The 18,322-nt window shown below is 65.5% G+C and carries 18 protein-coding genes; 6 read left to right on the forward strand and 12 right to left on the reverse strand.

Annotation, left to right across the window (positions count from 1 at the left end; all coding sequences use genetic code 11):
- The first annotated feature begins 97 nt into the window (after positions 1–97).
- Positions 98–769: an SDR family oxidoreductase gene (locus K3172_RS10510; protein WP_221589813.1), complete on the forward strand. Its 672-nt coding sequence runs from the start codon at positions 98–100 to the stop codon at positions 767–769.
- Here K3172_RS10510 and K3172_RS10515 read toward each other — a convergent pair whose 3' ends face one another.
- The 3 genes from K3172_RS10515 to ligA form a co-directional block, all read right to left on the reverse strand.
- Positions 770–1,261 carry a CinA family protein gene (locus K3172_RS10515; protein ID WP_221589815.1) on the reverse strand — a complete coding sequence of 164 codons (492 nt, stop codon included), beginning with the start codon at positions 1,259–1,261 and terminating at the stop codon, positions 770–772.
- Between the two features lie 73 nt (positions 1,262–1,334).
- Complete coding sequence (locus K3172_RS10520) at positions 1,335–1,868, reverse strand: DUF7010 family protein (RefSeq protein WP_221589817.1); 534 nt, start codon at positions 1,866–1,868, stop codon at positions 1,335–1,337.
- 23 nt (positions 1,869–1,891) lie between these two features.
- Entirely contained in the window at positions 1,892–3,973 is a 2,082-nt protein-coding gene (ligA, locus tag K3172_RS10525) for an NAD-dependent DNA ligase LigA (RefSeq protein ID WP_221589819.1), read from the reverse strand.
- 77 nt (positions 3,974–4,050) lie between these two features.
- Here ligA and K3172_RS10530 point away from each other — a divergent pair, with 77 nt between their 5' ends.
- On the forward strand, positions 4,051–4,539 hold the full coding sequence (locus K3172_RS10530) for a DUF2165 family protein (protein WP_221589821.1): 489 nt from the start codon (positions 4,051–4,053) through the stop codon (positions 4,537–4,539).
- Here the strand turns inward: K3172_RS10530 and K3172_RS10535 are convergent, their stop codons facing one another.
- From K3172_RS10535 to K3172_RS10555, 5 genes are all read right to left on the reverse strand, one after another.
- Complete coding sequence (locus K3172_RS10535; protein ID WP_221589823.1) at positions 4,540–5,064, reverse strand: hypothetical protein; 525 nt, start codon at positions 5,062–5,064, stop codon at positions 4,540–4,542.
- Between the two features lie 131 nt (positions 5,065–5,195).
- On the reverse strand, positions 5,196–5,708 hold the full coding sequence (locus tag K3172_RS10540; RefSeq protein ID WP_221589825.1) for a hypothetical protein: 513 nt from the start codon (positions 5,706–5,708) through the stop codon (positions 5,196–5,198).
- Entirely contained in the window at positions 5,708–7,372 is a 1,665-nt protein-coding gene (recN, locus tag K3172_RS10545) for a DNA repair protein RecN (RefSeq protein WP_221589827.1), read from the reverse strand. Before recN ends, K3172_RS10540 begins: the two co-directional genes overlap by 1 nt.
- A 63-nt stretch (positions 7,373–7,435) precedes the next feature.
- On the reverse strand, positions 7,436–9,478 hold the full coding sequence (locus K3172_RS10550) for a CapA family protein (protein ID WP_221589829.1): 2,043 nt from the start codon (positions 9,476–9,478) through the stop codon (positions 7,436–7,438).
- Positions 9,479–9,536: 58 nt separating this feature from the next.
- A complete protein-coding gene (locus tag K3172_RS10555) occupies positions 9,537–10,346 on the reverse strand; it encodes an outer membrane protein assembly factor BamD (RefSeq protein WP_221589831.1) in 810 nt (269 codons plus the stop codon).
- Positions 10,347–10,508: 162 nt separating this feature from the next.
- Here K3172_RS10555 and K3172_RS10560 point away from each other — a divergent pair, with 162 nt between their 5' ends.
- Positions 10,509–10,688, forward strand: coding sequence for a Flp family type IVb pilin (locus K3172_RS10560; protein WP_221589833.1), 180 nt, complete (start codon positions 10,509–10,511; stop codon positions 10,686–10,688).
- A 21-nt stretch (positions 10,689–10,709) separates the two neighbouring features.
- Here K3172_RS10560 and K3172_RS10565 read toward each other — a convergent pair whose 3' ends face one another.
- The 4 genes from K3172_RS10565 to proB form a co-directional block, all read right to left on the reverse strand.
- Complete coding sequence (locus K3172_RS10565) at positions 10,710–11,705, reverse strand: TerC family protein (RefSeq protein WP_221589835.1); 996 nt, start codon at positions 11,703–11,705, stop codon at positions 10,710–10,712.
- Positions 11,705–12,895, reverse strand: a complete 1,191-nt coding sequence (gene nhaA / locus K3172_RS10570; protein WP_221589837.1) for a Na+/H+ antiporter NhaA — start codon at positions 12,893–12,895, stop codon at positions 11,705–11,707. The genes K3172_RS10565 and nhaA overlap by 1 nt, the downstream gene beginning before the upstream one ends.
- Positions 12,896–12,999: 104 nt before the next feature.
- Positions 13,000–13,161 (reverse strand): hypothetical protein, encoded by a 162-nt coding sequence (locus tag K3172_RS10575; protein ID WP_221589839.1) that lies wholly within the window; start codon positions 13,159–13,161, stop codon positions 13,000–13,002.
- A gap of 229 nt (positions 13,162–13,390) precedes the next feature.
- Positions 13,391–14,533 (reverse strand): glutamate 5-kinase, encoded by a 1,143-nt coding sequence (proB, locus tag K3172_RS10580; RefSeq protein ID WP_221589841.1) that lies wholly within the window; start codon positions 14,531–14,533, stop codon positions 13,391–13,393.
- Between the two features lie 216 nt (positions 14,534–14,749).
- Between proB and K3172_RS10585 the strand changes: the two genes are divergently transcribed.
- The 3 genes from K3172_RS10585 (at position 14,750) to K3172_RS15755 (ending at position 18,241) form a co-directional block, all read left to right on the forward strand.
- Positions 14,750–15,517 carry a pyrroline-5-carboxylate reductase family protein gene (locus K3172_RS10585; RefSeq protein WP_221589843.1) on the forward strand — a complete coding sequence of 256 codons (768 nt, stop codon included), beginning with the start codon at positions 14,750–14,752 and terminating at the stop codon, positions 15,515–15,517.
- A gap of 33 nt (positions 15,518–15,550) precedes the next feature.
- On the forward strand, positions 15,551–16,816 hold the full coding sequence (locus tag K3172_RS10590; protein WP_221589845.1) for a glutamate-5-semialdehyde dehydrogenase: 1,266 nt from the start codon (positions 15,551–15,553) through the stop codon (positions 16,814–16,816).
- 81 nt (positions 16,817–16,897) lie between these two features.
- A complete protein-coding gene (locus K3172_RS15755; protein ID WP_221589847.1) occupies positions 16,898–18,241 on the forward strand; it encodes a methyl-accepting chemotaxis protein in 1,344 nt (447 codons plus the stop codon).
- Positions 18,242–18,322 lie beyond the last annotated feature (81 nt).

The following is an 18,322-nucleotide window of genomic DNA, read 5'->3' on the forward strand; positions in this document are numbered from 1 at the left end:
GGACAGAAACGACATCGCGCAAGCCCCATTCATGCGGAACCAAGCGTGGGTGTGGCCGCTTGGTCTGCGACAGACACGGCAGGACAGGCAGGAACCCATGGCAAGGACACTTATCATCACCGGCGCATCGAGCGGCATCGGTGCCGCAACAGCCAAGGCCGCTGCCGAGGCGGGCTGGAACGTCGCCCTGTGCGCCCGGTCGGCGGACAAGCTGGAGGCGCTGGCCGCCGAGATCGGCGATCGCGCGCTAGCCATCGCCTGCGACGTGACCCATCGCGAGCAGATCGCCGATGCCATCAAGCGCACGGTCTCGGCCTTCGGATCGCTCGACGCGGTCTTCGCCAATGCCGGGACGGGTGTCGCCAAGCCGGGTGTCGAGCAGGGCGATCCGCAGGAATGGCACGACATGATCCACGTTAATGTGCTCGCCGTGCTCTACGCAGCCCATGCCGCCATCCCGCATCTCAGGAAGTCCAAGGGGCAGTTCGTGATCACCGGCTCCAAGGCCGGGCGCGACCATCTCAAGGGCTCGGTCTATGGTGCCACCAAGTGGTTCGTGCAGGGTTTCGCCGGCAATCTGGCCGAGGAAATGCGCGAATGGGGCGGCCGTTGCACCGTGATCACGCCGGGCATGGTCGACACCCCGTTCTTCGACGAGCCCAAGCCGGGCAAGATCCAGCCAGAAGACGTCGCCAATGCGGTCGTCTACGCTCTGCAGCAACCCGCGACGGCGGCGGTGCGCGAAATCCATATCATGCCGAACGACTGATCAGGCAGAGAGCGCGTCCTGGAGGGCCGCCAGCGCCGCACGCGTGAAGGCCTCCATATTGGCGATGCGGTCGTCGCTGCCGGTTTCGGTCACCTGGATCTGTTCGAAGCCGTCCGGGCCGACGATGGCGGCCACGCTGCGCCCCGCCGTCGCCCCGCTCGGGTGGCTCGACCCGCCGACCGAGCCGCTTTCGGCGATGCCCCATTCGGCCCCGAAATTGTCGCGGATCGCGCGCGCTTGAAGAAGCGCATAGTCCTCGCTCGCGCCGCGCATCCCGGCATAGGCCTCGCGCGGGAGGGCGAAGAGCACGTTGCGGGCGCGGAAGGAATAGACCACCCCGCCCCCGACGAAGAAGTCGAGCGCGCCCGGAACGGTGAGGAGGGAAGCCGCGATCAGGCCGCCGGTCGCCCCATCTGCGACGGCGATTTTCTGGCGCCGCTCGCGCAGGAGCGTGGCGATGCGCAGGGCCTGCGGGTGGAGTTCGGCAAGCATCACCGCGCGCTATCGGACGCTGCGAGAATATGGGCGCGCGCCGCCTCGATCTGTGCTAGTCGCACGCTCCTACCTACCGCTTCAGACCACGCACGGTCAGGCCGATGCCGAAGAACATTTCAGCCACCGCAACTTGCAGGGCAACCGTCCCCTGCAGGGGAAGAACGGGGTAGATCCCTGCCAGACCAAGCAGTGTGACGATGGCTGCCAGCATCCAGAAGAGCTTGTCGCCATAGGCGGTCCGGAACGCGAAATAATGCGTGCCGACCATGATCGCGGCAAGCGGCATCACAAGCTGCGGGGCGTAATCGAGAAACAGCCAGGCCGCGAACAGGCCGGCGATCATGGCAATCGTCGATTCAAGGATCAGCGGACCGAAGGGATTGTCCTTCGCCTCGCCGGCGCGACGCAGGATCGCACGGTTGGCCAGCAGCGCGAGCGGGTAGATGAACATCCCGCCGACGAAGAGGACGACGAAGCCTGTCGCCACCCCGCTGCGACTCTCTGCGAAGGCCGCTGCGAGCCACACCAGGCCCGAAACGATCACACCGGGTCCGCCATCGGTATAGGCGCGGCGCAAGTCCGCCTGAGCATCGGCAATGTGCATGTACGATCTCCCCTGTGATCGGCCTACCCCGCGGCCTTCACGATCTCCGCCCAGCCCGCTTCGTCGATCACCTCGATACCCAATTCGGCGGCCTTCTTGAGCTTGCTGCCTGCGCCCGGTCCGGCGACCAGTAGGTCGGTCTTCGCGCTGACCGATCCCGCCGCCTTCGCGCCCAATCGCTCGGCCTGCGCCTTGGCTTCGTCGCGGCTCATGGTCTCGAGCTTGCCGGTGAAGACGACGGTTTTACCGCTGACCGGGCTTTCCTTGGTTTCCACGACATAGGGCGGCGGCGAGACCTGCGCGAGGATGTCGTCCCACACGGCCGTGTTATGATCTTCGTGGAAGAAATCGCCGAGCGCCTCGACCACTGCGCCGCCGATGCCGTCTATCGAGGTCAACTGCGCGATCGCCTCCTCGTCCCCGGCGTGCGCCTTTTCCGCCGCCTCGCGTAGTGCCGGAAGCTCGTGGAAATTCTTCAACAGGTCGCGCGCCGTGACCGCGCCGACATGGCGGATGCCGAGGCCGAACAGCAGGCGTGCGGCATCGGGCTGACGGCGGTTTTCCACCGATGCCAACAGGTTATCCACAGACCGCTCCTGCCAGCCCTCGAGCGCGAGGATGTCCTTGCGGCGATCTTTCAGGCGGAAGATATCGGCGGGGCTTTCGAGCCAGCCGAGCGCGAAGAACTGGTCGATGGTCTTCTCGCCCAGCCCGTCGATGTCGAGCGCGCCGCGGGAGACGAAATGCTTGAGGCGTTCAGTCCGCTGCGCGGGGCAGATGAGCCCGCCGGTGCAGCGCACATCGACCTCGCCCTCCTCTGCCACCGCTTCGCTGCCGCATTCGGGGCAGGTATCGGGGAAGACGAAGGGTGCGCGTTCGACCTCGCGGGTGAGGTTATCCACAAGCTGTGGAATAACGTCGCCCGCGCGCTGCACGACCACGCGGTCGCCCGGACGGACCCCCAACCGCGCGATCTCGTCGCGATTGTGGAGCGTGACATTGGTGACCGTCACCCCGCCCACCAGCACGGGCGCGAGGCGGCCCACCGGGGTCAGCTTGCCGGTCCGCCCCACTTGGATATCGATCGCCTCGAGCGTGGTCTCGGCGCGCTCGGCAGGGAACTTGTGCGCCAGCGCCCAGCGTGGCGCTTTGGCGACGAAGCCGAGGCGCTGCTGGTAGTCCAGCCGGTCAACCTTGTAGACGACGCCGTCGATCTCATACGGCAGTTCGGGCCGCGCCGTGCCAATGCTGGCGTAATGCGCGAGCAGGCCCGCAAGGCTGTCGACCCGGTCGAACAGCGGCGAGATCGGGAAGCCCCATTGCCGCAGGACTTCGACCACCTCGTGCTGCGTTGCCCCCGGCACTTCGGACGCCGCGCCCCAGCCATGCGCCCAGAACCGCAACGGCCGCTTGGCGGTCACGCTCGCATCTTTCTGCCTGAGCGATCCGGCCGCCGCATTGCGCGGATTCGCAAACAGCTTGCCGCCTGCCCCCTGCTGCGCAGCATTGAGCGCAGCAAAGGCCTGTTTTTCCATGTAGACTTCGCCGCGAACCTCGAAAACGTCTGGCGGGTTGTCGGTGGCGAGTTGCTGCGGGATGTCGGCGATATGCGCCACGTTCGGGGTGACGTCCTCGCCCACCTGCCCGTCGCCGCGCGTCGCCGCCACGACAAGCTGGCCCTTCTCGTACCGCAGCGAGCAGGAGAGGCCGTCGATCTTGTCCTCTGCCGTGAAGGCCAGCGGCGCATCGTCGTCGAGCGCAAGGAAGCGCCGCACACGCGCGACCCATTCGGCAATCTCCTCCTCGGAAAAGCCGTTGTCGAGGCTCATCATGCGAACCTCGTGCGTCACCTTGCTGAGCGGCGAGGCGGCGATCGCATGACCGACTTTGCGAGAGGGCGAGTCCTCGCGGACGAGATGCGGAAAGGCCTCCTCCAGTGCGCGGTTGCGCCGGACCAGCGCGTCATACTCGGGATCGCTGATCTCGGGCGAGTCCTCGGCATGATAGAGCCGGTCGTGATGCGCGATCTGTTTCGCCAGCCGCATCAGCTCGTTGGCGGCCTCGGCTTCGGACATGTCCACAGGCGCGATTTGGTCGATTCCCATGAGCCAAGCTATGCCCCAGCCTGCGCACTGCGAAAAGTGCCGCGGGGACGGGTCGCACAACCGATCGGGGGAAAGCGATGATCGACCGTTACCTGAAGACCGCCTTCGTCGCCGCGCTGGGCGCGATGGCGATGCTCTATGTGATCCACAACATCATGAATATCGACCAGGCCTATAGCGCAGTCGGCTACGTGCTGTCGCTGGAGCACAACGCGGTATTTTCGAACAATCTCCTGCCCGCCATCGGCGGCGCGGCGGTGAAACCGCTTGCCTGGGTGATCTTCCTCGCCGAAATCGCGACCGGGGTGATCTGCCTGCTCGGTGCGTGGAAGCTGTGGCAGGCGCGCGCCGCGGATGCCGCCGGGTTCGAGGCGGCCAAGGGCACCGCCAAGCTCGGCGCGGGGCTGGCCGTGGTGGTCTGGTTCGGCTTCTTCGGCGCCATCGGCGGCGCGGGCTACCAGATGTGGCAGAGCGAAGTGGGCTCCGGCTCGCTTGCCGACGCGTTCAAGTTCAGCGTGTGGGGACTGCTGGTGCTGATCTATCTGGGCCAGCGGGAAGCCGCCTGATCAGGTCAGCACGATCCCCAGGTCCTCGGGCTTGATCCGCCACTCGCCGCGTTCGAACCGCAGGCGATGATAGCTCCAGCCGTGTTGGCCATTGGCGTAATAGCCGCCCCAGCCCACGCAGTTGGCCGGCGTTTCGCAGCTGAACTCGTTCACGTCGAAGATCGCAGCCGGAACGCCCGTGTCGGCAGCCACGACATCGATACCCTGCTGCTGGCAGCGGGTGAAAGGCGACAGGCCGGGAAAGCGTTTCAGGAGCGCCAGTTCCACCTCCGGTTCGAGCGGCAGCCGCTCGGTAACACCGCTCGCGACGCCGGGCCGCTCCTGCGAGGCACAGACCACCTCGTAAGGCCGGTCTTTCCACGCGAAATACTTGGCCAGCCGGTATTCGAGCAGCGCGAGGCGCGGCGTGTTTATGTCCTCGTAAAAGCCGATCTCGAACGCCTCCTGCGCCGGCGCGTAGCGCGGCAGATAAGGCGCGCAGGCCGTCGATAGAACCGCGATGGAAGTGAGGAGAATTCGGCGCATGCGACCTCCGATTACTTGGAGATGAAATGCGCGGCGACGGGTTCGGTGCCGGATGACGACGCGTTCAAGTTCAGCGTGTGGGGACTGCTGGTGCTGATCTATCTCGGGCAGCGGGAGAGTTAATGTTCGGCCTAGACGACCCAGCGGGTCGTGGTCTCAACAACCACCCAATCGGCACCTCTTTGTTCAACGAAATGTCGATAGCCGCCACCGAAATCATCGATATCTATGACACAGGATGAGGTAGTGGGGCACTTGATTGCGACAACCGCAAGACTGCTCGCCTCTTCACTATCAGGTCCGAAATAGTGATAGAGCGCCGTGAACATGCCGAAATCTCCCTCTTCGACCACGCGTCGACAGGATTTGTACGGAACGGGACGGATGACAGTGTCCGACAGATGCATTGCCAGCCGCTCGATATCGAATTGGCTTTCACCACCGAGGCAGAGGGTAATCGCTTCTGCAGGCTCATCCGATCTCCGATAGAGATCATCCTTCATGAACCACTCGAATTCCCTCTTGAGCGCCGCAGCAAGAGCTCCTTCGGTATCGGGGTGTCCGATCGGGCGGGCCGATACTGCTGTCAGAGCCAGAAGAGCAGAAAGAAAAGCCATCAGTCCCGCGGCTTCGGCCCAGCGCATCAAACCCCCTCCAGCAGCCGGTCCGCCTGCGCGCGCGCTTCGGGCGTCACTTCCGCGCCGCTGAGCATGCGGGCGATCTCTTCCTGCCGCCCGGCCTCGTCGAGCAGGGCCACGCTGGTGCGGGTCACCGTGCCGTCAGAGCTCTTGGCGATCATGTAATGCGTGCGGCCGCGCGCCGCGACCTGGGGCGAGTGCGTGACGGCGAGCAATTGCCCGTCCGCCGCCAGCCGCGCGAGCCGTTCGCCGATGGCGCTTGCCACCGCGCCGCCGACGCCGCGGTCGATTTCGTCGAAGATGATCGTCGCCGCCCCGCCCTTTTCCGCCAGCGCGACCTTCAAGGCGAGGATGAAGCGCGACAGCTCGCCCCCGCTGGCGATCTTGGCGAGCGGGGCGAAATCGGCGCCGGGATTGGTCGAGATGAGGAACTCGACCGTGTCCATGCCCTGCGCGCCCCAGCGTTCCTCCGGCAGTTCGGTTACGGCGGTGCGGAATTTCGCCGCATCGAGCTTCAGCGGGGCGAGTTCGGCAGCCACCGCCTCGTCGAGCCGCATTGCGCCGGCCACGCGTGTCGCGTGCAGCGCCTCGGCCTCGGCGCGGTAGCGCTGGCCGGCATCCTTCGCCGCTGCCTCCAGCGCGTCGAGCTGCGCCTCCCCGCCCTCGATCGAGTCGAGCGCGGCGCGGAATTCGCGCATCTTGCCGGGCAGCTCGTCGACCTCGCAGCGGTGCTTGCGGGCGAGCGCGCGCAGGTCGAACAACCGCGTTTCCGCTGCCTCGAGCGCCTGCGGATCGTGCACCAGCGCCTCGGCTGCGGCCTGCAGCTTGTCCTCCGCCTCGCCCGCCTCGATCACCGCGCGATCAAGCGCGGCCAGCGCATCGGCGAGCAGCGGATGCTCGGGTGCGATCCGGTCGAGCCGGCGCGCGGCCACGCGCAGCGCGGCGAGCGGCGAATCCGAGCCTTCCCAGATGTGCCGCAGTTCCTCGAGATCGCCCGAAAGCTTCTCCCCCTTCTGCATGTCCGCGCGCGTTTCGGCGAGGCGCGCCTCCTCGCCCGCCTGCGGTTCGAGCGCGGTCAGCTCGGTCAGATGCGCGAGCAACAGGTCCTGGTCGGCCCTGGCATTCTCGACCGCTTCGCGCGCTTCGGCCAACGCGTCCTCGGCGGCGCGCCACTTCGCCCACGCCGCGGCAACCCGTTCGGTCTCTCCGCCAGCGAACCGGTCGAGCAGCGCCCGGTGGCCGCGCGGGTTCACCAACCCGCGATCGTCGTGCTGGCCGTGCAGTTCGACAAGGTAGGTCGCGAGCTCGCGCAGCAAGCCGACGCTGACCGACTGGTCGTTGACGAAGGCCTTGCTCTTGCCGTCCGCCTTGAGCTGGCGACGCAGGATCAGCGGCTCGCCTTCGTCGATCTCGGTATCGGCATCCTCGAGCAGTTCGGCGATCCCGGCGGGCAGCACGGCGAATTCGAAGCTGGCGGTCACGCTCGCCTTCTCCTCGCCCGCGCGGACGAGGCCGCTATCGGCGCGATTGCCTAGCACGAGGCCCAGCGAATCCAGCAGGATCGACTTGCCCGCCCCCGTCTCGCCCGTGAGCACGCCGAGACCGCGCCCGAAATCGAGATCGAGCGCTTCGATCAGCACGATATTGCGGATGGCGAGCCGGGTCAGCATCACCGGCTTCTCTAGCGCAGCATACGGGCCGCGTCACCGCCTTCCGCGCGGCTTACGTGTGGATCATTTACCCGCGAGATGCGGAGCGGCGTGAGGGCGGCTATGCGTCCAGCGCCAGGCCTGCGCGGGATCGCCTTGCGCCTCGCCCAGCGGCCATTCGACCAGCGCCAGGTCGTCTATCTCGACAACGCGGTCGCCCGCCTGGGCCCTGTCGTCGAAATCGACGCGCAGGATGAGCCGGAAAGCCCGCGCCTTGCCTGGCACTTCTGGCGGGCGGCTGAAGTCGAAGCTCAGGTCCTGGGCCCCGGCGGCGAAGTGCTTGTTGGCGATCGTCTCGCCGCGCACCGATGGGCTGGCCTCGTCGTCCTCCTGCGGTCGCTCCTTGACGATCAGTTCGACCGTCGCGCTTCGCGGCAGGGTGATACGTGCCTGCAGGGTGAAGTCGGTCGCTTCCACGTCGCGGATGTAGGAGCGCGAATAGAGATAGGCCGCCTTGCTGCCGCTTTCGGGAAGCAGCGCCATGTAGCCCCCTCCGTCCGCACTCTCGCGGAAGTCGAGCCCGGCGTTGAGCGTCATCCAGAAGCGGTCGGCTGCCTCGCCGACGCGGGTGTTCTCGAAGTCCCCGCGCGGGATGAGGTTGCGGCCATACTGGCTGGTCGCAGACGGACAGGCAGGCGCGAGGCTCGTGAGGGTGAACGCCTCGGGCGTGCGGCACGCGGGGCTGCGTACACCGGGTTGCTCGCGCCATACCGCCATGTGCCCGCCGCTGCGGGCGAGCACCGTGCCCATCTCGCTCGACAGCCAACTCACCCGGCGCAGCACCGCCTCGCGCATGGTGCCGACCGCCGGTACGGGGCGATAGTCGAGCATCTGGATCGGGATGACCTCGGCGCGCAGGAACTTGCCGTTCTCCAGCCAGACCTTGAGCGTGTAGGTGACATGGGTGTGGGGGTGCTCCTGGTCGAACAGGAAGTTGCCGAGCGAATGCGCGATCAGCCCGCCGCGATAGATCTCGAGCCCGTGGGTGACGTGCGGATGATGGCCGATGACCAGCGGCGCCCCCTTCTCGATCGCGGCGCGATAGCGCGGGATCGACATTTCGGACGGGCGGTCGGCATATTCCATGTTGCCGTGGAAATGCATGATCGGGATGTAGCCTGCGCGCCGTTCGCGCGTCGTCACCCGTTCGACATCGCTGCGCTTGCCCCAGGCCGCGCCGGACTTGGTTTCGGTGGCCGTCTGGTTCGGCGTCCAGGTGCCGCGCCAGCCGACGAAGCCGAAGATGCCGAGCTTCTGGCCGCTGACCGTGAAGCGGGCAGCCCGCTCGGCCTCCGCCACATCCATGCCCGCGCCCGCGCGCTTGACCCCCGCCGCATCGAGCGCGTCAAGCGTCGTGCGCATCCCCGCATCGCGATAGTCGGCAGTATGGTTGTTGCCGAGCGAGACGTGGTCGATCCCGGCCCGCGCCAGCGCCATCGGCAATTCGGGCGGGGAGAAGAACAGGTATTTCTTCGGCGCCGGCGGTCCTGGCTGCTCTGCCGCGACCACCGATTCGAGGTTGATCGAGGCGAGATCGCTGGTCTCGAGATAGGGCTTGATCGCGGTGAAGAGCCGGTCGAGATCGCGATCCAGCGTCACGCGGTCGAGCACCGCCTGCTCGCCGCGCGGAGCCTCGAAGAAGCGGCGCCCCGCCATGCTGTCGCCGCCGAAGAACAGTTCGATCCGGCCCTTCCTGCGCGCCACCAGTTCGATCGCGGGGAAGACGAGGCAGTCGCACGCTTCGTCACGCACCTCGCCATTGCCGAAGGTCTGGACCATGGCGAAAATGCCCGGACCGGCGATATCGACGCGGTAGTAGGGCGAAATCGGGAAAGTTCCGCCGAAGTGACCGTCTGCGCGAAGCTCGACGGGCTGGCCGTTGATGGAGACCGTGACGGCCTCGAAATCGACCTTGTCGCGGCGCCCGTCCAGCAGCCCCGCGATGGCGATCTCCCCCGGCCCGACCTGCGCGCCGCCGACCAGCATATCTTCCGGATGCGCGGCTAGGCTCGCGGCAACGCACAGCGCCGCGCCCGCAATCAGGCTCTTGAGGGTCCATCCCGGCATTGACCCGCATCTAGCGGACCGCCGGAAAAATAGCGTTAACTCGCGGTTTGCCGGAGACTCAGCTCGCGGTCACGGCCGGCGCATGCTTCTGCATGAGGTCGAAGGCCTTCTCGTACCACTCGTTGCCGGGATAGTTGGCACCGAGCACGGCGGCGTATTTCTTCGCCTCGCCCGGAAGGCCGAGCGCGAGGCTGGTTTCGGTCAGGCGATAGAGCGCTTCGGGCGTGTGGCTGGTGGTCTGGAAGTTGTCGACCACGTTCTGGAACCGGATCTGCGCCGCGATCCAGTTGCCCGACCGTTCGTAGAAACGGCCGATTTCCATTTCCTTGCCCGCGAGGTGATCCTGCACGAGATCGATCTTGAGGCGGGCGTCTGCGGCATATTGAGTGGTCGGGAAGCGGCGGTTCACTTCCTGCAGCGCGGTCAGCGCCTGTTCGGTAATCTTCTGGTCGCGCTGCACATCGCTGATCTGCTCGTAATAGCTGAGCGCGATCAGGTAGTAGGCATAGGGCGCGTCCTTGTTGCCCGGGTGGATCGACAGGAATCGCTGGGCGGACTGGATCGCCGGATTGTATTCCTGCGCGATGTAATAGCTGAACGCGCTCATCAGCTGTGCGCGCCGCGCCCAGGGCGAATAGGGATGCTGGCGCTCGACCTCGTCGAACAGGGCGGCGGCGAATTTCGCATTGCCGTTGTCGAGGCGGCGCTTGGCTTCGCGGTAGAGCGTCTCCACGTCCCGCGCCACGTAAGCGGTGTTCTTGAGATCGTTGGCGTCGCCCTTGCCCGCACAACCGGCGGTCAGGACACTGGCACCGGCAACGAGGGCGGCGAGGAAGAGCTTGCTCTGGGAATGCGAACGCGTGGTCATGGGGCGAGCGTATAGCCAGCACCCTGCTGAACGCCAAGTGAAGTTCGCCTGCCTGTCCCCTGCCTGCGAAAGTTTCGGTTGGTTAACCATGTTACGCAAGCGCGAGCTAAGGTTGAGAATCTATCACCGGTCCTGCAATCCATGTGACGGGGCTACGAAACGATGACATTCCTTCACGCACTAGGCCGGGACGAACGCGGGGCGACCGCGATCGAATACGGGCTGATCGTGGCCCTGATCGCCGTTGCGGCGATCGTGTCGCTGCAGGCGCTCGGCAACGAGTTGTCGACCACCATGAACAAGGTCGGCACCACGATGAGCGCGGGCAACGCCGCCGCCTGATCAGGCCAATCGGTCGCGCATTCAGCCCGGCGCCGGCCAGTCCGGCTCGGGCTTGCCGCGCGTCTTCCACAGAGAATAGCCGATTCCCGCCGCGATCAGCGCCGCGGTGACGCCCAGGCTGATCGAGGCCGGGATCTTGCCCCCGTCCAACAGGAAATCGCTGACGAAGATCTTCGACCCGATGAACACCAGCACCGCGGCCAGCGCGTACTTCAGATAGTGGAAGCGGTGCACCATGGCGGCGAGCGCGAAATAGAGCGCCCGCAGGCCGAGGATCGCAAAGATGTTGCTGGTGTAGACAATGAAGGTGTCGGTCGTGATCGCGAAGATCGCCGGCACGCTGTCGAGCGCGAAGACAAGGTCGGCGAGGTTGATCACGACCAGCGCCAGGAACAGCGGCGTCGCAGCGCGCACCAGCTTGCCTGTCTTCTCGTCCTTCACCTTCACGAAGAAATGCTGGTCGTGGAGTTCGGGCGTCACGCGCATGTGGCGGCTGATCCACTTCACCACCGGGTTGTTGCCGACGTCCATCGGCTCGTCGCCGGCGAAGAACATCTTGATGCCGGTCGCAATCAGGAAGGCCGCGAAGAAATAGAGCACCCAGTAGGCTTCCGCCAGCAGCGCCGCCCCGCCCGCGATCATCAGGCCGCGCAGCACGATCACCGCCATGATGCCCCACAGCAGCGCGCGGTACTGGTATTTTGCCGGGACTGCGAAATAGGTGAAGATGAGGCTGATCACGAAGACGTTGTCGATCGACAGCGCCTTCTCGATGAAGAAGCCGGTGAAGTACTCCATGCCCGCAGTCTCGCCGCGTTCGAACCACACCCACGCGCCAAACAGCATGGCCACGCCGATGTAGAAGGCGGACAGCTTCAGGCTCTCGGCGATGCCGAGTTCCTTGTCCTCCTTGTGCAGCACGCCGAGGTCGAAGGCGGTCAGCATTGCCACGATGGCAAGGAAGGCGCCCCAGAACCAGACGGGGGTGCCGAGCCAGTCGGTGAAGAGGAAATCCATCAGGACATACTTTCGTCGGCGGCTTCACGCGGAAGCACGCGGTTGAGAAGGAAATAACCGGCGAGCGCGGCGATGGTGGATCCGGTCAGGACACCGATCTTCACCGCGTCGATCTGTTCCGGTGCGGCGAAGGCCAGATTGCCGATGAACAGGCTCATGGTGAACCCGATCGCGGCCAGCAGGCTCATCCCATGCACCTGGCGCCAACTGACCTCTTCGGGCAGGCTGGCGATCCGCAGCTTCACGGCCGCCCAGGCAAACCCGAAGATGCCGAGCTGCTTGCCCACTAGCAAGCCGAGCGCAATGCCGAGCGGCAGCGGCTCGAGAAGCGCTGCAGGCGAGAGGCCGAACAGCGTCACCCCTGCATTGGCGAAACCGAAAATCGGGATCACGAGGAAGGCGACCCACGGATGTAGCGCGTGCTCCATGGTCTCGAGCGGGCCGTGGTCGCTGTCAGGGTCGAGCGGGACGGTCATCGCGGCGGCGACCCCGGCCAATGTCGCGTGGACGCCTGACTTCAGCACGAAGGCCCACATCAGGATCGCCAGCAGGACGTAGGGGATGGTCGATTGCACCCGCGCGCGGCCCACCGCCAGCATGACCACGAAAACGATGGCGGCTGCGCCCAGCATGCCGGTGTCGAGCTCGCCCGAATAGAACAGCGCGATGATGGCGATGGCCCCGATATCGTCGATCACCGCGATCGCCAGCAGCAGCGCCTTGAGCGCCACCGGCACACGGTCGCCGAGCAGCGAGAGGATGCCGAGCGCGAAGGCGATGTCGGTCGCGGCCGGGATCGCCCAGCCATCGACCGTATCTGGCGAGCCCGCGTTGAGACTGAGGAAGATCAGCGCCGGGATTGCCATGCCCCCGATCGCGGCGACCACCGGGAGCGAGGCCTTGTCCCAGCTCGACAGCTGGCCTTCGAAGATCTCGCGCTTCACCTCGAGCCCGACGAGGAAGAAGAACACCGCCATCAAACCGTCGTTGATCCACAGCAGCAGCGGCTTGTCGATCACGAAGCTGCCGATGCCGACCACGACCCCCGTGTCGAGGAGGTCCTGGTAGGCACCGACAAGCGGCGAATTGGCCACCGCCAGCGCGAGGAGGGCGGCGAAGATGAGGACGATACCGCCGGCGGATTCCTTTTGCAGGAAATCACGCATCATGGGTGCGATGGCTTTGACCATGGATATGGTCTCCCTGTGTCTTGTCTGGTGTCTGGAAAAATTGAGCCGCGGCAGAACCGCCATGGGAAAGCGGCCCGCCGCGGCAGCGGTCGGGGCAGACGCCGTCAGGCCGTCAGCCCGCGTCCCGCAAGTCGGTTCAGCGCGTGCTTGGCGCGCTGCCGCAGCATTTCGAGCCGCGCGAATTCCTGCCAGTCGGGGCGCCGTTTGCGCAATTCGATGCGCAGGCGCTCGTCGATCCGCTGGTGGATCTGGGTCAGTCGAAACATTCGGGCCGTCATCAGAGTCTCCGTATCGAGGCTTGAATCGATCGGACAGCCGACGCGGCCGAAGGGCTGGTATGGGAGGGGGGAAAGGGGCCCGCCAGCGCGCATCGGCATGTCCGATGCGGTCCGACATCACGCGCGCTCCGAAGAACACGCGCCAGAGGGGCCCGGTCCGCACTGACTAAATACGAGCGAAACGATCCGGTTCCAAGCCCCGGCGAATAAATTTTCGTCAGGCGATCGCCGCGGGCGCGTCCCACAGGAGGTGACGCGTTTCCAGCGGGACGAGATTGGCGCCCCGGATGATCTCGCCCTTGGTGCGGTAACCGAGCAGTTGATCGGCGTCGGTGTCGGGATTGTTGGTGAGCACGCGGATTTCCTCGGAGGTGAAGTCGCTGAGGCCGCGAGCCCGCTCGACGCCGTGCTTGTCATAGATATGCAGCACGTCGCCGCGCGTGAAATCGCCGTCCATCGAGACGATGTCCGCGCGCGTGATCGGCACCTTCGTCTCCGGCAGGCAGGACAATGCCCGGTCAGATACTACGAGGCTGCCCGCCATCTGCAGCCGGTTGGCGATCCAGCTGTCCCAGCCGGACAAGGGGTTCGGATTGGCGTGGACCTTGGTGGATCGGCGCTCGCCAGAAAGCACGGTCGAAAGCGGCCGGTCGACCTCCCCTTGCGCGATCCAGGTCGTGCAGCCCGCCTCCTGTGCCATGTTGGCGGCCTGCAGCTTGGTCGCCATGCCGCCCGTGCCGAGCGTGCTCTTGCCCTGCGTTGCCGCCATGTATTCCGACACGTCGGTAACCTCGGGCACGAACTGCGCTTCGGAATCGTCGGGGTTGCGATCGTAGAGGCCATCGACACCGGTGAGGATGATCAGGTCCTTGGCACCGACCATCTGCGCGACCTTCGCCGCCAGCCGGTCGTTGTCGCCGACGCGGATTTCCTCGGTGGTGATGGAATCGTTCTCGTTGATGATCGGCACCACGCCCGCCTCGAGCAGGCGGTGGACCGTGTTGCGGGTGTTGAGGAAGCGGCGGTGGTCCTCGAAGTCGCCCAGCGTCAGCAGGACCTGCGCGATCTCGATCCCGAACTCGTGCCCGACCTGTTTGTAGGCATTGAGCAACAGCGGCATGCCGCACGCAGCGGCGGCCTGCTTGTCGGAAACTCCCGCGGTCTCGGGCGTTTCTCCAACGATACGCAGGCCCAGTGCCACGGAGCCGGAAGAACACAGGATCACTTCGTACCCCTGCGAGCGCAGGCGCGTGACATCTTCCATCAGGCGTTGCAGGAACCCGAAACGGGGCGTTAGAAGGTCCTGGTTGGCGAGGAGCGCCGACCCGATCTTGATAACAATGTTTCTTTTTTCGGCCATAATGAACAATCCGTGCGTCTTGAAATTTCTCACACCCAACCTAGGTATTGATGGTGCACCGCACAACCGAGAATTCTAATAATTTTTTACTGTTATTACTTGGAAATTACCGAATATTAATTCCACAATAGGCGAAGTGGATTTTCGATTGATAAAAACGCCTGAAAGTCGAGCTGCAATTAAAAGAGGTACGATATTTCCTATTCGAAAGTCATAATGATAGGTTGCGGCAAGATGGGAGGCGCCCTATTGTCGCACTGGATGCGCGGGGACGAAGAGTTCACCATCGTGGATCCGGCGCTGGACGCCGCGCCCGATGGCGCGCGATTGGTTCGCGACCGTTCCACAGTCGCCGACGAGCGCTTCGATGTCGTGATCGTCGCCATCAAGCCGCAGATGATCGACGACATCCTGCCCGACTACGCACCGATGCTGGCCGAGGGCGGATACGTCCTGTCGATCGCCGCCGGATGCTCGCTGGCGCGCCTGTCGCGGCTGACCGGTGGCGCACCCGTGGTGCGCGTCATGCCGAACCTCCCCGCCGCCGTCGGGAAGGGTGTCAGCGGGATTTGCGCCGACGATGCCGCGCAAGGCGCACCGCTTGCCCACGCGCGCGCGATGATGGAACGCACCGGCACCGCCGTCGTCGTCGACAGCGAGGACAAGATCGACCGCGTCACCGCCGTCGCGGGTTCCGGCCCCGGCTACGTTTTCGAGATCGCCCGCGCCTATGTCGAGGCGGCCATGGCCATGGGCTTCGACCGCGAGGAAGCCCGCGCGCTTGTTCTGGGCACCATGGAAGGCGCGATCGCGATGGCGCTGGAGCCCGATGCGCCCGGCCTCGAAGACCTCCGCAACTCGGTGACCAGCAAGGGCGGCACCACCGCCGCCGGCCTCGCCGCGCTCAATGGCGACGACACCATTTCCACCCGGCTTCGCGAAACGCTCGAAGCCGCGTATAACCGGGCGGTCGAGCTGCGCTGAGCGCGCCTCCCGCCCCTACCACAAGGTACCACCATGACCGACCAGACACTCGACCCGCAGATCCACGTCCACGAACTCGGCAGCCGTGCGCGCGAAGCCGCCCGCGGCCTCGCCGTCGCCAGCACCGAGGCGAAGAACGCAGCGCTGCACGAAGCGGCCAAGGCCCTGCGCGCCCGCATGGCCGAGCTGATCGCAGCGAACGACGAAGACGTAGCCGGCGTGGCGGACAGCAAGCCCGAGAGCTTCATCGACCGCCTGCGCCTCAATGAAGAACGCATCGAAGGCATGGCCTCGGCACTCGAAGAAATCGCCGCCCTGCCCGACCCCGTCGGCCGCGTGCTCGCGACTTTCGAACGGCCCAACGGCCTCACCATCGAACGCGTCGCGGTACCCATCGGGGTGATCGGCATGATCTATGAATCGCGCCCCAACGTCGGGGCGGACGCCAGCGCGCTGTGCCTCAAGAGCGGCAATGCCGTGATCCTGCGCGGCGGTTCGGAAAGCCGCCACTCGACCCGCGTGATCGTCGAATGCATGCAGGCCGGGCTCAAGGCTGCGGGGCTTCCGGGCAACGCAGTCCAGACGATCCAGACCCCCGACCGCGCCGCCGTGGCCGCGCTGCTCGAGGCAGTCGAGCATGTCGACTTGGTGATCCCGCGCGGGGGACGCGGCCTCGTCGAGCTGGTGCGCGACCGGGCCAAGGTCCCCACCCTCCTCCACCTCGACGGCAATTGCCACAGCTACGTCCACGAAGCCGCCGATCTCGACAAGGCGGCCGCCGTGATCCGCAACGCCAAGCTTCGCCGCACCGGCGTATGCGGGGCGACCGAGAGCATCGTGGTGGACCGCGCGGTGGCGGAAGACTTCGTGCCGCGCCTCGCTGCGATCATGGGCGAAGACTGCGAATTGCGCGGTGACGAAACCGCCGTTGCGCTCGACGGCCGCATAAAGCCCGCCACGGACGAGGACTGGGGCACCGAATATCTCGATCCCATCGCCAGCGTGAAAGTGGTCGATGGCCTCGACCAGGCGATCGAGTGGGTCTCGACCTACAGTTCGCACCACACTGATGCGATCATGACCGAAGACGACGACGCCGCCCGCCGCTTCATGACCAGCATCGACAGCGCCATCGTCATGCGCAATGCCTCTACCCAGTTCGCCGACGGCGGCGAGTTCGGCATGGGCGCGGAAATCGGCATCGCCACGGGCAAGATGCACGCGCGCGGACCCGTAGGCCTCGAACAGCTGTGCAGCTTCAAGTACCTGGTGCACGGCGACGGGCAGGAACGCCCCTGATCGCCAAGCGACGGGCCGTTAACCGTAATGTAAAATCCATGAACTAAATCCCATCCCGAGACAATCCGGGAGGGGATTTTCGTGACAACAGAGCCTGTCGCACCGAACAACAGGATCGACGTCGAAGAACGGAAGAGATATTTCGTCATCGGCGCAGACGAACAGCAGCTTCTCGCGCAGATCTGGAGCGAGATCGAACCGCGCATGGACTGGGTCGTCCAGCCGATGCGCGACCGGTTGGAAACCCAGGTTGCGGATGGCGAATTGCCCCGCGATTTCGACGTCGACGGCACGATCGAGGCGATGCGCAAGAGCATGACCACGCATTACGGCAGGCCAATCGACGAATACTGGATGAAGGCTGCAGCCGGCGTCGGCAACTGGATTACCGCCAACAAGACCGATCCCTACCGCGTCATTGCCCTGATGCACTTGTCCTTCAGCCGCGTGCAGGTGTTCGCTTGCGAGAATGCCCGCGATCCAGACGACATGGCCCGGCGCCTGAAAGTGCTCGGCGCGATCAACCACATGGGCGCGGAACTGGCCGTGGCGCGGGTCAACCGCATCGCGCGGTACAAGGAAGCGGATCGCCGCGCCGAAATCGCGGAGCGGTTCCGCACCACGATTGCCGAACTGGTCGCCGCGACGACCAGGCGCAGCGACGCCATGACCAAGCTGGCCGGCCGGGCCAGGGAATCGACGCGCGCGCTGGTGGTCGATGCCGCCGACATTGCTTCGGCTGCGGAGCAGTCGGCCCAGGTCATGGGCAATGCCGCGCAGGAATCCGCCATGCTGGTCGAAAGCATCCAGGAAACGCGCAGGTCGGTCGGCGACATCAGCCGGGTCAGCACCGATGCCGCGCGCGAAGCCGACGCGGCCGGCGCGGTCATCTCTGCACTCAGCCAGCACACGAGCGAGATCCAGAGCGTCGTCGCGATGATCCGCAACGTCGCGGATCTCACGCGGATGCTGGCGCTCAATGCGACTATCGAGGCAGCCCACGCCGGCGAGGCCGGCAGGGGATTTGCGGTGGTCGCGGAGGAAGTGAAGTCGCTCGCCCGGCAGACCGAGGTGGCGACAGACGAGATCGTGCGCCAGGTGGCGGGCATCCAGTCTTCCGGCGGGCAGACCGTCCAGGCGAACCTCGCCATCGCGCAAAGCATCGGTCAGGTCTCGCAGACCACGGCCTCTTTCCAGAACACCATGGAAGCCCAATCCAGCCAGGTGACGACGATTGCCAGCATGATCGACGAGACCGCAATGACTGCCCGCGCCATGGCCGATACGATCGCTTCCATCCGCACCGCAGCCGAGGCCGTCGACGCGCAGGCCGATCAGGTTGAGGATGCCTTTGGCGATGTCAGTCGAAAACTTGGCGATCTGGAGGGCGCCGTCGGCGAATTCCTGCGCGATATCGCCGCCTGACCTTTTCCGGTGTCGGGTCATCGGCGCCGGAAGAGTATCGGGGACGATGCGCGGCCGACTATTTAGTATAGGTTCGCCGCG

It is taken from the genome of Qipengyuania proteolytica (assembly GCF_019711565.1).
In the GTDB taxonomy this organism is placed as follows: domain Bacteria; phylum Pseudomonadota; class Alphaproteobacteria; order Sphingomonadales; family Sphingomonadaceae; genus Qipengyuania; species Qipengyuania proteolytica.